Annotated in this window: 15 protein-coding genes, 2 tRNA genes and 1 rRNA gene; 3 read left to right on the top strand and 15 right to left on the bottom strand. The window is 35.2% G+C overall.

The window, feature by feature from the left end; all coding sequences use genetic code 11:
- Positions 1-56: 56 nt before the first annotated feature.
- From BN2390_RS05590 to BN2390_RS22215, 4 genes are read right to left on the bottom strand one after another with little or no spacing between them, the layout of a single operon-like run.
- Positions 57-1,592: a VanW family protein gene (locus BN2390_RS05590; protein WP_053983376.1), complete on the bottom strand. Its 1,536-nt coding sequence runs from the start codon at positions 1,590-1,592 to the stop codon at positions 57-59.
- A gap of 43 nt (positions 1,593-1,635) precedes the next feature.
- Positions 1,636-1,788: a hypothetical protein gene (locus BN2390_RS21595; RefSeq protein ID WP_154668778.1), complete on the bottom strand. Its 153-nt coding sequence runs from the start codon at positions 1,786-1,788 to the stop codon at positions 1,636-1,638.
- Positions 1,781-2,806, bottom strand: a complete 1,026-nt coding sequence (locus tag BN2390_RS22220) for a 3'-5' exonuclease (RefSeq protein WP_053983375.1) — start codon at positions 2,804-2,806, stop codon at positions 1,781-1,783. The genes BN2390_RS21595 and BN2390_RS22220 overlap by 8 nt, the downstream gene beginning before the upstream one ends.
- On the bottom strand, positions 2,724-3,902 hold the full coding sequence (locus tag BN2390_RS22215; RefSeq protein ID WP_456299452.1) for an ATP-dependent helicase: 1,179 nt from the start codon (positions 3,900-3,902) through the stop codon (positions 2,724-2,726). Before BN2390_RS22215 ends, BN2390_RS22220 begins: the two co-directional genes overlap by 83 nt.
- Positions 3,903-4,039: 137 nt before the next feature.
- Between BN2390_RS22215 and BN2390_RS05575 the strand changes: the two genes are divergently transcribed.
- Together BN2390_RS05575 and BN2390_RS05570 are read left to right on the top strand one after the other, a co-directional pair.
- A complete protein-coding gene (locus BN2390_RS05575; RefSeq protein WP_053983373.1) occupies positions 4,040-4,558 on the top strand; it encodes a hypothetical protein in 519 nt (172 codons plus the stop codon).
- A gap of 67 nt (positions 4,559-4,625) precedes the next feature.
- Positions 4,626-5,840: a glycosyltransferase family 4 protein gene (locus BN2390_RS05570; RefSeq protein WP_053983372.1), complete on the top strand. Its 1,215-nt coding sequence runs from the start codon at positions 4,626-4,628 to the stop codon at positions 5,838-5,840.
- A gap of 67 nt (positions 5,841-5,907) precedes the next feature.
- Here BN2390_RS05570 and nth read toward each other — a convergent pair whose 3' ends face one another.
- Positions 5,908-6,600 carry an endonuclease III gene (nth, locus tag BN2390_RS05565; RefSeq protein ID WP_053983371.1) on the bottom strand — a complete coding sequence of 231 codons (693 nt, stop codon included), beginning with the start codon at positions 6,598-6,600 and terminating at the stop codon, positions 5,908-5,910.
- A 14-nt stretch (positions 6,601-6,614) separates the two neighbouring features.
- A complete protein-coding gene (locus BN2390_RS05560) occupies positions 6,615-8,345 on the bottom strand; it encodes a B12-binding domain-containing radical SAM protein (protein WP_053983370.1) in 1,731 nt (576 codons plus the stop codon).
- Between the two features lie 115 nt (positions 8,346-8,460).
- Between BN2390_RS05560 and BN2390_RS05555 the strand changes: the two genes are divergently transcribed.
- On the top strand, positions 8,461-8,829 hold the full coding sequence (locus tag BN2390_RS05555) for a hypothetical protein (RefSeq protein ID WP_053983369.1): 369 nt from the start codon (positions 8,461-8,463) through the stop codon (positions 8,827-8,829).
- A gap of 50 nt (positions 8,830-8,879) precedes the next feature.
- Here BN2390_RS05555 and BN2390_RS05550 read toward each other — a convergent pair whose 3' ends face one another.
- The 9 genes from BN2390_RS05550 to BN2390_RS05510 form a co-directional block, all read right to left on the bottom strand.
- Positions 8,880-9,164 (bottom strand): hypothetical protein, encoded by a 285-nt coding sequence (locus BN2390_RS05550; RefSeq protein ID WP_198524867.1) that lies wholly within the window; start codon positions 9,162-9,164, stop codon positions 8,880-8,882.
- A gap of 116 nt (positions 9,165-9,280) precedes the next feature.
- On the bottom strand, positions 9,281-10,666 hold the full coding sequence (gene gltA, locus BN2390_RS05545; protein WP_053983368.1) for an NADPH-dependent glutamate synthase: 1,386 nt from the start codon (positions 10,664-10,666) through the stop codon (positions 9,281-9,283).
- Positions 10,659-11,495, bottom strand: coding sequence for a sulfide/dihydroorotate dehydrogenase-like FAD/NAD-binding protein (locus BN2390_RS05540; RefSeq protein ID WP_053983367.1), 837 nt, complete (start codon positions 11,493-11,495; stop codon positions 10,659-10,661). The genes gltA and BN2390_RS05540 overlap by 8 nt, the downstream gene beginning before the upstream one ends.
- Positions 11,496-11,504: 9 nt before the next feature.
- On the bottom strand, positions 11,505-12,479 hold the full coding sequence (locus BN2390_RS05535) for an HD-GYP domain-containing protein (RefSeq protein ID WP_053983366.1): 975 nt from the start codon (positions 12,477-12,479) through the stop codon (positions 11,505-11,507).
- A gap of 150 nt (positions 12,480-12,629) precedes the next feature.
- Complete coding sequence (gene gdhA, locus BN2390_RS05530; RefSeq protein ID WP_053983365.1) at positions 12,630-13,979, bottom strand: NADP-specific glutamate dehydrogenase; 1,350 nt, start codon at positions 13,977-13,979, stop codon at positions 12,630-12,632.
- Positions 13,980-14,272: 293 nt separating this feature from the next.
- Entirely contained in the window at positions 14,273-15,613 is a 1,341-nt protein-coding gene (locus BN2390_RS05525) for a L,D-transpeptidase family protein (protein ID WP_053983364.1), read from the bottom strand.
- Between the two features lie 130 nt (positions 15,614-15,743).
- Positions 15,744-15,816 (bottom strand) — tRNA-Phe (locus BN2390_RS05520).
- Positions 15,817-15,821: 5 nt separating this feature from the next.
- A tRNA-Tyr gene (locus BN2390_RS05515) sits at positions 15,822-15,903 on the bottom strand.
- 45 nt (positions 15,904-15,948) lie between these two features.
- Positions 15,949-16,075: ribosomal RNA gene (locus BN2390_RS05510) — 16S ribosomal RNA — on the bottom strand; the annotation flags it as partial.

Raw genomic sequence — 16,075 nt, 5'->3', positions numbered from 1 at the left:
GCCGGTAATGTTAAACATTACCGGCTTTTTATTGTATTAACTATTCTCTTATTCCTTTAGCTTAGTGGTGCTGGATTATCTGCCTCTGATGGCATTAATGGTACTTCTTCTACTATTTCATCTAAAATTTGATTAGCTGGTGTAGGTTTAGCAATCTCTGGCTTAACGGCTTGTGGCTGGGCAGCATTTTGTGTGCTTGTTTCTATTGCTTCACCTACCCTAGATTTCGTTCCAACACGAATAACTTCACCACGTGCACGATAGGTACTTGTATTAATCAGCTGTTTGTCAATAAGTTGCCCATTTCTATAAAGAAGACGATAAAGTTTTACTCTTTTACCTTCTAATGGACGCACTTCTTGAATTTTTTGATCTGTATAAAGTTCTGGATCCTGAATAATCTTTGTCTCTGGTGGTTCAATAGTTTCAATTTGTTCAGAGGCAAATTTAATCTCATCATATTCTAGTTTAAGACCTTTATATCCAAAAATGTTAACAATCACATGATTATTTTCACAATATGCTTCTACAAATAATGGATATTCTGAGTTATTTCTAAACTTAAAATCAATAATATCTGATGCATACGTTGCATCTCTTCCTAATGGGACATAAGCAACAGGTAAAGAGTGATTTGCACGAGAATAAATTTCTACATCACTAAGCAGTAAAGCGTTATATAAAGTAGAAGCTATTTGGCATACACCTCCGCCTATCCCTTCTTCTAATTTCCCGTTTACAATAACTTTAGAGTTACGATACCCTGCTGCTTGAGTAATGGGTTCAAGCTGATTGGCAAGGGAAAAGATCTCCCCTGGTGCTAATTGAATATTAATCTTTTGAGATGCAAGTTTAAGATTTTCATTACGGTCTAAATCCGCATTGTTATAAGAAGTTGAAAAACTTGCAAGTGGTGTTTGTGCTTCTGCTAAATGGGCTTTTGTAACCGTTGGCATAACCGCTTTCATTACAACTTGAATAGGTGTTTCATCTAAGGTATCACTATTTAATACATCAGCCACAATCTTAGCCGTTTCAATTACATCTAATGTATAACCCTTCTCTTCTACTGTAAAATTAAACTTACGATTTTCTCTTTTCATTGTTGCATCAATAGGTGCGATTTCAAAAATTTCTTTTTTACTTTCTAAAATATTTTCTATCTCTGCACTGTCATAAGTTGTTTTTGTCGTAAAATGGTGTGGTCCCGAATTTTTATTACGGGCTGCCTTGAAGCGTTCAAAGTAATTGCCTTCATGTCCCACCAAATAGGCTTGATCTAAGCAAGTTTGTAGATCTGTTTCTGGTAAAAATTGACTTAATGTAATCGTTTGTTTTTGATCTTCATTCATTAAAGTAATAGCATGGTTCTCATGGTAGGTGTCTAGCTGTTTGGTGACTTCTTTCTTTGCCTCCTCAGGTGTAAGCCCCCCTATAGGTATATCATTAATATATACTTCTTGACTATAAACTAAGTCATAAGCAGATACAACATGATGCACATAAGCGAGTGCACTACATATAACGCCTAATATGAGTACGAGCCCAATGATTATACTAACGATAAGTACTTTCTTCTTGTTAGTTGCCATAGCCGCCTCCTATTATATAAATAATCTTTTTAACCTTATTGTACTAAAAAGCAAACTGTGCAAATACGCTTAATACCATTGCAGCGATGAGTAGTAAACTAACGCCCATAACAACTTGTTTTTTATGTTTATGCATCATACTAAACAGGTTTTGATTGGATTTTTTCTTTTTATTTTTTTGATTATTCTTAGACATTTTCTTCCTCCCGGTATAATAAATGGTGCTTAATACAGTAAGTATAATCGACTACTTTTCTTGTTGTATTAAAACGAATGGTTGCTTTAGGCCCATCTACTTTTTCAATAATACCTTTGCCATAAATTTTATGTTTTACCTTTTCACCTTCTTTTAGAACCACTTTCGGATGAAGCATTTCTAAAACAAAAGGAGAATTTTCTGTTTTCTTTTGATGACGTTCCTTGGGAATCATTAAATAAAGGTAGGCCTTTGCTCTTGTTAATCCAACGTAAAAAAGGCGACGCTCTTCTTCTAACTGTATTTCACCTAAACTTTTATTGTGTGGTACAATCCCATCAACAATATCAATCAAAAATACGGCTTTAAACTCCAGTCCTTTCGCACTATGCATAGTTGATAAACTAATGCCTACATGGCTTTTATCTTTCATACTTTGCCTTATACTTTGAGCTACAGCAATTAGACTTTCTTCCCACTCTTCTACTGTTTTGTACGCTTTTGCAGATTCTTCTAACTCCTCTAATAGTTCAATGAGACCCTCTGAAGGTATTTTGCGGTATTTCGCATAGTCAAGCATATAGTGCTCATAGCCTATGATATGACGTATGTAAGGAACGGCCTCTTTAAGTGGAAGATTTGCTAGTCTTTGGAGATGGAAAATCAATTCTTCTACTCTATCATGCTGACTTTGATTAAGACTTGCTAAACGACTTAATGTATTTAAGAAATCTCCACCTTTTGCAGCTGCCTCTTGAAGTGCAACTTTACTAATATAACGACTTGGACGATTGATAATTTGCATACCTAATTCTGCATTACCACGATCTTTAGATAGATGGAGGTAAGTTAAAATATCTTTAGTCATCCATTGGTCATAAAGAGTCGCACAAGCATCTTTAATCACAAAAGGAAGTTGAGCTTTTCTTAATGCTTCAATAATCGGCCTTGCTTGCACATTGGTACGATAAATAATGGCACATTCGTGAAGAGGGACATTTTGTTTTTGGNCAAGCATCTTTAATCACAAAAGGAAGTTGAGCTTTTCTTAATGCTTCAATAATCGGCCTTGCTTGCACATTGGTACGATAAATAATGGCACATTCGTGAAGAGGGACATTTTGTTGTTGGAGTGTAAAAATTTCTTGAAGCAACATCTCTGCTTGGTCATTACTATCTTTACAGTAAAGAATGTTTGGATTTGGGCCTGTACCTTGATGCGCTAACATACGTTTTTCGTACCTAATCGTATTATAACCTATTAAGTTATTACTGTAACGTAAAATATTTTCTGTTGAACGATAATTTACGTCGAGTATGACTTTCTTGACAGGTTTAAAATACTCCTCAAAAGAAAGTAAAAATTCTGGTTTTGCACCTCTAAATTGATAAATACTTTGGTCATCATCTCCTACTACAAATAGATCAGGTTTATGCCCTGCAAGCAATTTGATAATTTCAAATTGGACACAGTTAATATCTTGGAACTCATCTATTAAAATATGCTTGTACTTAGCTTGGTAGAACTTAAGTACATTAGGATCATTTTGTAAGAGATAATAAGTATGTGTAAGCATATCATCAAAGTCAAAAAGGCCTTGCCTTTCTTTGAAATTTTCATAGGCTTGATATACGGCTAAAAAAAGTTCTTTAGAAAGCCCATCTGGATTATAAAATCTTGGTTGAATCAATTGATTTTGCATAAGTGTCAAATGGCTTAAGAAGACTTCTACAAAATCTTCATAATCATCACTCACATCCATTCCTGCATAAATCTTTTCAATGATTTGTCTTTTTTTATCTTCTTGAAGCAGACGCTCCAGCGCATAACGGTTTGGATTACTATTTCTTAAAATACGGTAAAATATGGAGTGAAATGTACCAAATGCCACTTGATGCAAACCATCTTTTTGATGATAACGTATTTTCATTTCTTCTGCTGCTGCTTTAGTAAAGGTAATTACCAAAATATTTCTAGGGTTACATCCTAAAGCATGAATCATATGATAGACTCTTTCTGTAATAACAAAGGTCTTACCTGACCCCGGTCCTGCAATAACCATCACTGGACCAAGCGGCATATGAACTGCAGCATATTGGTTGTCATTAAGCATTCTATTTTTCATAAGTATGTCATCTTTCATTCATAAGTTTTCTCTTTTCATTATACTCTCTTCTTTCAATTAAAATCAATTTGTATTATAATAAATGTAGTTTTTATACCTTAGTGAAGAAAGAAAGGAATGATACTTTGAATCCTTTTTTAAATTTAGTCGTGCGTTTTAGTGGTGTGATCGGTGTAGTAATTCTCTTTCTAGTTTGTGCTTGGTGTATAAAAAAAGGAATTCATAAGCGTAATGATAGTTGGGAAAGCTATTTAAAAGAAGAATGTGAAGCCAATGCTACTCTACAAACTTCTTTCCCTTTTCAATTATTATTGACGATAGATTGGAATAAAATACCTCAGGTTACAAGTGAAAAATGTGAAGTTTTTTATCATACACTTTTATCTTTTGAAACTAAAAAAATGGTCCATTTAAAAGATCTTTCTAATACAGAAGTCAAGAAACTATATGGAATTAACTTTTTTAGTCAACTAATTCAAAATGAGGAAACTTTTTATCAATTTATGAAGCATCTTATTGCTTATGGAGACCTATTAGAAGAAGAAAACTTTTTAAAGGAAAGCATACAGGTATATGAATATGTTATGTCTTTTGATTACAGCAATCAAAAGATGAGAGGCAAACTTATGACTCATTATGAATAGACGGGGACTGTTTGAAAACTTAAAGCATTAAAACATACAGTTAAAACGAATTAAGAGGGTGTTAGATATGAATATTGGGATATTTACAGATACGTATTTACCGCAAATTAACGGCGTTGTCAGTTCCATCGTAACGCTTGAAGAACAACTAAAAAAACAAGGTCATAACGTTTATATTTTTACAATTAGCCATCCACAAGCAGATGACAATAAATCTTATGTCTATCGTATACCAAGCTTACCTTTTGTTTTCTTGAAAGACCACCGTGTAGGTATTATCTACTCACAAAAACTTGTCAATCGTGTTAAAAAGTTAAAGTTAGATATTATTCTATCTCAAACTGAATTTTCACTTGGTTTCTTAGCAAAACTTATTTCTAAGAAACTCGATGTACCAATGGTACATACTTACCATACGATGTATGAAGAATACATGCACTATATTTCAAAAGGTGTTGAATTCTCTCCTGAACTTGCACGTAAATATAGCAAAATGTTTTGTAATAGTGTCGATGGTATTGTGGCACCTACACAAAAAACTAAAGATTTACTTTTAAGCTATGGTGTAAAGAAACCTATTGAGGTTATTCCTACAGGCATTAACTTTGCTCCATTTAGTCCAAGCCGTTATACACAAGAGGATATTCGCACGTTGAAAGAACAGTATCATTTACCACAAGATGCACCTACTGTACTTTTTGTAGGACGTATTGCTAAAGAAAAGAGTATTGATTTTGTACTTGACGCTTTCCCTGAGGTTGTAAGACACATTCCAAAGGCTAAATTCTTCATTGTAGGAGATGGCCCTGAAACAAGTAACCTTAAAGAACAAGTACGAGAGTTGCAATTAGAAGATTCAGTTATTTTTGCAGGTCTGCAACCTTGGGCAACTATCGGGAAGTTTTATCAATTAGGTGATGTCTTTGTTAGTGCTTCTGTCTCAGAAACGCAAGGTTTAACCTTTGCCGAAGCAATGGCTGCTGGCTTACCTGTTGTAGCAAAACATGATGAAAGTATTGAAGCACTTGTTCAAGATGATTACAATGGGCGTAAATTTATAACAAAAGAAGAACTTTCTAAAGCACTCATTGATCTTTTAGAAGATGAACGCTATCGTAAAACCTTATCTGTTCATGCCATGAGTTCTGTTGCACCACTTTCAGATGAGATCTTTGGTCAAAATGCAATGGCTTACTATCAACGTATTCTTGCTGCCAAACAAGAAGCTAAAAATCAAGCAAAAGCAAAAAAACATTTAATTAAACCTAAAAAACAAAAATAAAAAAGGAGAGTTGTCAGGTGCAACTCTCCTTTTTATTTCTAATCATTGAAGTACACTCATCTCTTCTTTAGTACATATGTCCTCTTTCAAGCGCCTCTTGTGCTGGTGCTGGAAGGTCTTTTAAACGCTTTGTTAAGCCGTGTGGGCATACGGTTAAGAACATACAATCTAGACACTTAGGTGCACGTGCTGTACATATAGCACGTCCATGAGCAATGACTTGCGTATTATAACGAATCCAATGTTCTTTAGGTAACTTTTTCATCAGTTCCATTTCAATTGGAACTGGGTCTGTTGCTAATGTGAGCCCCCAACGAATAGAAATACGCTTAACATGTGTGTCTACAACAACGCTTGGAATATGAAAGATATTACCGCGTACAACATTAGCTGTTTTTCGCCCTACTCCCGCTAAATGTGTCAAGGCATCAATATCTTGTGGCACTTCCCCTCCATATTTCTCACATAATGTGGTTGCACAAGCCTTAATATTTTTTGCCTTATTTTTATAGAATCCTGTACTTTTTACATCTTGCTCCAGCTCTTCTAAGTCAGCTTTTGCAAAGTCCTCTGCTGTACGGTATTTTTTAAAAAGGCTTTGTGTGACAATATTCACGCGATCATCCGTACATTGTGCACTAAGCATAGTAGCAATAAGAAGCTGAAGTGGATTTTCATGATTTAAATAACAAATCACTTCTTTTTCATAATAGGTATCTAGTGTTTCTAAAATACGTTCTATACGTTGTTTCTCTGTCATGTTGTCTCCTTTTACTAAGCCTTAATCAATGAGTTTAAGTGTGTATAGCGTGCAGGTTGTACTGTATAGTCAAAGAGTATAGCCATTGGAATGCATTCTTTTTGTAAATGACCATTCACATCATACTCAAACCATTCAATATGCATTTTTCTAAGACGTTGTCTAGAGGTCCAAGTAGAATCTACACCTACTTCTTCTACCATAAAGGCGTCATCACGTATTAAACTGTTTGCATGTTCATGGTAAGGCGTTTGATCTAATGTAACAAGTTGAGCTGGTACCTCTTTAATCATTTCATGAGCATACCAATCCATTTTTACCAGTTCTCGTACTAATTCTGAGTTGATACCTGCTAATGTATCTGCAAATTCAACAAGAATTAAGTAATAAGCATCCTTTTTATGAGCAACCTTATCATAGCCTTTCTCTTCCCAGAAATCATTAAAGGCTTCGTAGAAATCAAAAGGTGATGTACAAAGTGTATAGAGGTATTCTAAACTTCTACTAAAGCGCTCACTATTATAATAACGCTCAACCAGTTCTTCTATACCATGTAATCTTAAAAGTTCTGCAAAACTAATATGTTTAGTGTAAAGCACTTCATAAGGTGCTTTTTGATGATAAATAATGCCATATTCTTCTGCTTTTTTACGAAGGCCTGAACCTTTAAGAAGCTTTAAGAAACCGAGTTGAAATTGTTCTGGTCTTAAACTAATGACATCATTAAAAGATTGTCTAAAAGATGCGTAGTCTTCAAAAGGTAAACCTGCTATTAAATCTAAATGCTGATGAATATTACCAAGTTTTTTTATTTTTAGTGAAATTTCGCGAATATCTTCAAATGGCATTTTACGGTCAATGGCTGTCAGAACTTCTAGATTACTAGACTGCACTCCTATTTCAAATTGAATAAGCCCTGGTCTTGCATCTTTTAAAAGTTCAAGACATTCATCAGTTAAAAGTTCTGCTGCTATTTCAAAGTGGAAATTAGTATAACCATTATCATGTTCTATAATATACTGCCATATGGACCTGGCATAATATTTATGGGTATTAAAAGTACGGTCCACAAATTTAACTTGTTTAACACGATTATCTAAGAAATATTGAATTTCTGAAAGGACACGTTCTAGTGGCATAAAACGTACACCTTTTTCTATAGAAGATAAACAATATTGGCAGTTAAAAGGGCACCCTCTTGAAGCTTCATAGTACATAATTTTATGTTCAAGACCTGTAAGGTCATCATATACAAAAGGTAACTTGGCCATATCCATAAGTGGACGTGCCATATTGCGCTGTACTTTTCCTTCTTTGTCACGATATACAATACCTTTGATACTTTCTAAATCACCTACACCTTCAATCAGATAAGATGCATAGTCATACCAAGTTTCTTCACCTTCATTCTCAATAACAACGTCAATAGGCATTTTATCAAATAGACTTTCACTATTATAAGAAACTTCTGGGCCACCTAAAACAATTTTTGTATCTGGCAGTACTTTTTTAATAAGTGGAACAAGTTCTTCCACTAAATCCATGTTCCAAATATAACAAGACAATCCAAGTACATCGGGTTGTTTAACATAAATCTCTTTTAATATAGCACCCATCTGGTGATTAATCGTTAGTTCTAATATCTCCATATGCTCTTTGTAATCGTTACAATAGTCACGAATAAGTCTAAGTGCTAATGAAGAGTGTATAAATTTAGCATTAAATGAAACAAGTAATATCTTCACAATAATTAAATCCTTCCTTAGTATAATACTACTATTATAACATAAGTTCGTCTATTGCCAAAAGGAGCAAGAATTTGTTATACTATGTTACATTATTAATCTTGGGGGAATGACTATGAAAAGAACAAAGGATACAACGGTTAGTCTTGTTAAAGGGCAGTTACCACCAAAAGGAAAAAAAGAAGTCTATGACTGGGAACAAAAAGCTACCAGAACCCTAGAACCTTGGCATTTAAGTAGTATTGCCTTAATTGGGGATGTTCTTATTTTAATCATGTATATGTTTATTGATGTAGGTATAAGCTATCAGCTTCCTATAGGATTGACTGGACTTATTGTTGGACTTTTATTAATTGGAATCAGTATGTATTTAACCTATAAAAAGAAATGGTCTATAGGTGTTCTACGCTATTCTAAAATGATTAATGGTGTGGCGCTCTGTATTACGCTTGTTTTATTAGGCTTAACACTCTTTATCGCTTAATCTATATAAAAAAGCACTAGCTTAAGCTAGTGCTTTTTTATATAGAAATTTTAGTAGTTAGGATTTACAGTTGATGTACCATATCCTGTGCCATAACCAGTTGTGCCATAGCCTGTTGTACCATATCCTGTTGTTCCATTGTATGTGCCATTATTATAAGTACCGTTATTATAAGTACCTGTTCCATCATAGCCATAGCCATAACCATTACCATAGTTACCATAGCCATTATAGCCATAACCATCATAACCTGTTGTTGAATCGTAACCTGCAGCACAACCTACGAAAGATAAAACACCTGCTACTACTAACATTAACATGCATGCTTTTTTCATATTGCATTCTCCTTTGCTAAATAAATGTTATGACCTTATTATAAGCAAAGTTCAATATTTTATACTCCAAGAAGAAAAAGGTTAAATTTGATAATTTAACCTCTAATTTATTTTTATTAGTTTGTTAGTTTTTCATGTATGGCTTGAGCAGCTTTTTTACCTGCACCCATTGCTAAAATAACAGTTGCAGCACCTGTTACAACATCACCACCTGCATACACATTTTCTTTACTCGTTTCCATTGTCTCTTCATGTACAATAATGCCACCCCATTTTTGAACTTCAAGTCCTGGTGTTGTACTACGGATTAATGGATTTGGACTTTGTCCAATGGCAATAATCACTGTATCCATATCTAGACAATGATTACTTCCTTCTTCCTCTACAGGACGTCTTCTACCAGAAGCATCTGGCTCTCCAAGTGTCATATTCACACATTCAAGTTGGCTTACAGCACCATCTTGACCATGGATTTTTACAGGATTACATAGAAGTTTAAAAATAATGCCTTCTTCTTTAGCATGATGGATCTCTTCACGTCTTGCTGGTAGCTCTTCTTCTCCACGACGATAAATAATATACACTTCTTCTGCACCCAAACGTTTTGCTGTACGTGCAGCATCCATGGCTACATTTCCGCCACCAACAATCGCTACTTTTTGTCCTACAAAAATAGGTGTTGGGGCATTTGGAAAGTCATAAGCTTTCATTAAGTTAGAACGGGTTAAAAATTCATTTGCAGAATATACTCCATTTAAATTTTCCCCTTCTATATGCATGAAGTTAGGAAGTCCAGCACCACTACCAACAAATACTGCTTCATAACCCTCTTCCATGAGTTCATCAATCGTAATACTTCTTCCTACGATAACATTTTTTTCAATATGTACACCTGATTCAACGATTTTTTGAACTTCTTTTGCAACAAGTTGTTTAGGTAATCTAAATTCTGGAATACCATACACTAATACGCCTCCTACTTCGTGAAGGGCTTCAAAAAGGGTTACATCATAGCCCAGTCTTGCTAGTTCTCCTGCACATGTAAGACCTGCTGGACCTGCACCAACAATCGCTACTTTTTTACCATTTGATTCTACTTTTTTCACTTCTTGTGTTACATTGTCCATTACATAATCTGCAACAAAACGTTCAAGACGTCCAATACCTACTGGCTCACCTTTTCTTCCTCTTACACATTTACCTTCACATTGATTTTCTTGAGGACAAACACGTCCACAAATAGCAGGTAAAGCATTTTCACTTGTAATGATTTCATAAGCTTGTTCAAAATGACCTTTAGCTACTTCTTGTATAAATTCTGGGATAGGTACATTAACTGGACATCCATCTACACAAAAACGTTGTTTACAGTTTAAGCAACGACTAGCTTCTTCAACAACCATTTCTGCTGTATAGCCTAGGGTAACTTCTTTGAAGTTTTTATTACGTACATTAGGATCTTGCTCTGGCATAGCCACTTTATCTAAACGCATATTAGGCATTTTGGCCACCTCCAAGTTTCATACGACATACATGTTCTTCTTGTTTCTTATACATATTTTGGCGACGCATCGCTTCATCAAAATCTACTTCAAAACCATCAAAATCAGGTCCATCTACACAAGCAAACTTAGTCTTCCCACCAACTGTTACACGGCATCCACCACACATCCCTGTTCCATCAATCATAATTGGATTGAGTGAAACCATGGTTTTAATGTCTAAAGGTTTTGTAATACCTACAACTGCTTTCATCATAGGCAGTGGACCAATGGCAATAACTTCATCATAAACAACGCCATTAGCTAAAAGTTCATTAAGTACGTCTGTTACAAATCCATTTGTTCCCAGTGAACCATCATTCGTTGCAAAGTATACATTATCAGTGATTTCTTTGAACTCCTCTTGTAAAATAACGTAGTCTTTATCACGTCCACCTAAGATAACGTCACAAGCTACACCTTGCGCTTTCAGTTCTTTAATTTGTGGATATAATGGTGCAGCACCTACACCTCCACCAATACCGAGTACACGTTTTTTAGCATGTAACTGAGCAGGCATGCCTAAAGGCCCAGCAAAATGGGCAATGGTATCTCCAACTTCTTTTTCTGCTAATTTTGTTGTAGAGTAACCTACTATCTGATAAATGATAGAAACGGTTTCAGCTTCACGATCGTAATCTTGTATTGTTAATGGAATACGCTCGTCTCCTTCATTTGCACATAATATAATAAATTGTCCTGGTTCACACTTACGTGCTACATAAGGTGCATGGACAACCATTTTTTCTACGAGATGATTCAATTTTTGTTTTGCTACTATTTTATACACGATAACCTCCTATGCGATCTGCAAGATTTTGATATGGTGTTGAACGTGTAAATCAATATATATCTCCCCTACACGTACAATAGGCCTATAAACACAGTGTGGATGAACAAATACGACTTCGCCCACTTCACCTGTTGATAAAACAACAAATGTCCCTACATAATAATTAGCTATATTATTAATGAAGGTCATTAATATTTCAGGATCTAATTGACCAAAGACCCCATTTTGTAAAAGCTCTAGCACCTCAAAAGGTGATTGATTCTTGCGATAAATACGATGTGTAGTCATAGCATCATAAATATCTGCAATGTTAATAATATTTTGTAGCTTTTGACTTACTACAGGATGTTCCATCTTATTATGCCTGATTTCACCAAGCACCTCATAACCATAACGAATATATTTTGTCATTTGATTATAATCATCACAAGCGAAACCATCAGTCCCATTGAGAACCTTCTCAGGAATTCTCTCTTGTCCTACATCATGCACAAGAGCAAGAAGAATAAGTTCTTCTATCATTTCTTCATTACATTCCATCCATTTCCCCATAAGCATAGAAAGTAAGGCTACATTAATACTATGTGTATATATATATTCATCAGCAAGACGAATCATGTTAATACAAGCTAGAATTGTATAATTTTGATTAAAGTCAAGCTGCATACGTTCTGCAATCTCCTTAAGTGCTTTTATATCTAAAACTTTCGTAACTGTTAAATGATCTAAAATAACTTTAAGTTCTTTGCGATGCCCCTCATATTTTTCAATAACTTCAGGTGCTACATTCCAGATATTGTTCCATGGACCTACGTAGACACATATTTTGTTATAATTGAATTTATAAAGTTTTTGTATAATTGTATCTGTCAAGATTTGCTCAGCCCCCACAATTGTTAAACCTGTAGTTAGATCAATAACAGGTTCAGCTGTTACCATACCTGGTAAACATCTTGTAACTGGAAGATCAATTTTATACATAGCCTCTCTCCCTATCTGATCATAGTATAAATGCTTCTAAGCATATTATATTATAATACAATTATAAATAATGGGTAAAGTTATCAAAAAAAATTATTTTGTCGAATAAAACAGATAAAAATTAAAGCTCCCATAGAGGGAGCCTAATTTTTAATAAGCAACACCTTGCATATACATTGCATCTGCAACTTTTAAGAACCCTGCAATATTAGCACCAAGTACATAATTATCTGGTTGACCATACTCTGTCGCTGCATCACGTGCACTCTGATGAATAGTTTTCATAATATTATGAAGTTTTTCATCTACTTCTTCAAATGACCAGTTATAGCGCATACTATTTTGTGACATTTCAAGTCCCGATGTTGCTACACCACCTGCATTAGCTGCTTTACCTGGTCCGAATAATACGCCGTTTGCTAAAAGTACTTCAACAGCTTCTGGTGTACAAGGCATATTCGCCCCTTCAGCAACAGCTTTTACACCGTTTTCAACGAGCATTTTAGCATCTTCTTCGTGAAGCTCATTTTGTGTTGCACAAGGAAGTGCAATGTCACATGGAATTTGCCAGATGCCACGGCATCCTTCTGTGTATGATGCATTTGTTCTTGTTTTTGTATACTCAACAATACGTTTTCTATCTACTTCTTTAAGTTGTTTAACAAGATCAAGGTCAATACCTTCTGGGTCATGGATGTAACCATTTGAGTCACTCATCGCTACAACTTTAGCTCCTAATTGAACAGCTTTTTCAGCTGCATAGATAGCTACATTCCCAGATCCAGAGATAACAACTGTTTTACCATTAAAGGAATCATTACGTGTTGCAAGCATTTCAGCTGTAAAATAGCAGCAACCATACCCAGTTGCTTCTTTACGAACGAGTGAGCCACCGTATGAAAGACCTTTTCCTGTAAGAACACCCGTGAATTCATTTTGAAGACGTTTATATTGTCCATACATATAACCAATTTCACGTGCACCTACACCAATATCTCCTGCTGGTACATCTGTAAATTGTCCAATATGTTTACTTAGCTCTGTCATAAAGCTTTGGCAAAATCTCATAATTTCTTGATCTGATTTACCTTTTGGATCAAAATCACTACCACCTTTTCCTCCACCCATAGGAAGACCTGTTAATGAATTTTTGAAAATTTGTTCAAAACCTAAGAATTTAATGACACCAAGATTTACTGATGGATGGAAACGAAGACCACCTTTGTAAGGCCCTATTGCACTGTTAAATTGTACACGATATCCACGATTTACTTGTACTTTACCTGCATCATCTACCCAGGAAACCCTAAAGATAATAACACGTTCAGGTTCAACCATACGCTCAAAGATTCCTGCATCTACATATTTAGGATTTTTTTCTGCTACTGGTTCCATACAAAGTAATACTTCGTGAACCGCTTGATGAAATTCTGGTTGTGCTGGATGATTTGCAATAACTCGTTCCATTAAATCTGTCATATAAGCTGTGCGAAATGCCATAATTTTATCCCCCTATAATTTAAATTAGTTAGTTATGTAAAAGACCATTTTTATATAGTAGTATATTATCATATTCATAGAAAAATGCAAGTTAAAAATTATATATTTCATATTTTTGTATATTTATGACTATAACCTCGGGAATTTTTTATACTTTTCCTCTTATCTTGCAAGAATACATATACATAGGTTCAAATTTTAAGTTTAAAAAAAGAGGTATTGAACTATTTTATTAGTATTTCAATAGTTCAATACCTCTTCTAACACTTTTTTGATTAGTATTTTATGGTGTCTCACTCATGGATGACAATCATTGTATCACTTGGGAGGTTTTCATAGAGCCACATGGCATCTTCTTCACGCATGACAATATCACCTTTAGTTTGTCCTTCACCTAAACGATTAAGAACATCCATCTTAATATGCCAATATTCATCGCGTGTCATACCGTGAATACGTATTTGCTCTGAGAGCATAATCCAATAATTACCGCCTTCTAAATGTTCCTCCGAAAAATATTTATCTCCCTTTGATTGTACATAAAATGTTCCTTTTGTAGTTGGTGTTTTCTCACTTCCACCTGAACATTGAATATTTTTTACCACTTGAGAGCCTTGATAAACTATCATTTCTTGATTTTTCCCTAATTTGATTTCCGCCCAATAACGGTCTTCTGCCAAGGGTTGTGTTGTAAAATGAATGGCAAAAGGATCACTCTTTTCCCCTGATGCCGCTTCAATTTGTATGTTGCCCTTATAGATTTTGTCTGGAGTTAGTAGCTCTTTTGGATAAAACTCTGCTCGGTATTCAGATTTCAGCTTTCCAACTAATGTCTCATCACCTAACTGCAAATAAGCTGCTGTCATAGGCGTCTTGCTTGCAACACTAATTCGAGGATACAATCCTACCCACTTACTTCCAACATTAGGAGACACTGTATCAATCTGAGGTTTAATATCTGTATGTAAAACAACTTTTTGATTTTCTGCCAACATCACATTAGATTGAGATGGCATCCCTTTTTTAAAGGTTAATATGTACTTATGATCATTTTCTAATGGCTTTTTAGGCGTAAAATTAAAGCGAGTATAGTCTGTAATATTTTTACCATCTTGTGTATACTGTACAGGCTCAATAATAAAGTCTGCATCTGAAGATAAGAAGCGATGAATAACATCTTTATTCATCGGTGTGTTAAATTGTACTTCAAAAGACTGAGTGGTTGCAATGAGAATTTCATCCACCGGAGAAACAATTTGAATATCACTTTGGAACTGGATAGGAATGGTTGCTTGTTTAGTCATCCCACTATACTTAGTAGGCGCATGATCAATAATGAGATAGATTTTTTGTCCACGTACATCCCCTTCTTCAGTAAGCTGGAGTTTACAAACTTGTGGGCTTACCCAATCTACCTTGCATCCAAACTCTTCTGCATATCCTAATTGATTTTTAACTTTAATCGTATCTTTAAAACCTTCTTTATCCATAGGGAATAGGAAATTAATTGTGACGGTTGCACCCGCTTCATCTACTTCTACCCAATGAAAGTTTAAATCTCGCACGACGAATAGTGCAAGCGTTAATAACACTAGCGTTAAAGCGCTTAAAAATAGTGTTTTACTTGGCTTCATCCTCTCACCTCACATAACTTTCTAGATTTATATATATGTAAGAGAGCGGACAAACATACCAGATTTGTGGACAAGAAAATAAGGATTGTAAAAAACAAAAAAGCACCTCCTAAGAGATGCTTTAAGTAAATGCCCAGAGCCGGAATCGAACCAGCGACACGAGGATTTTCAGTCCTCTGCTCTACCGACTGAGCTATCTGGGCATAAGTGGAGGGAGAAGGATTCGAACCTTCGAAGGCGGTGCCAACAGATTTACAGTCTGCCCCCTTTGGCCACTCGGGAACCCCTCCATATCAACTTAATCAATATCATTAATTACCAAATCGTTTCCTTAGAAAGGAGGTGATCCAGCCGCACCTTCCGATACGGCTACCTTGTTACGACTTCACCCCAGTCATTGGTTTTGCCTTAGACAGCTCCCTCCCCGAAGGGTTAGGTCACTGGCGTTGGGCCCCCCCAACT

This window comes from Niameybacter massiliensis (genome assembly GCF_001282685.1).
Taxonomy (GTDB): Bacteria; Bacillota; Clostridia; order Lachnospirales; family Cellulosilyticaceae; genus Holtiella; species Holtiella tumoricola.
The sequence above is the reverse complement of the archived record's forward strand: the minus strand, read 5'-3'. Positions and strand labels throughout refer to the sequence as shown.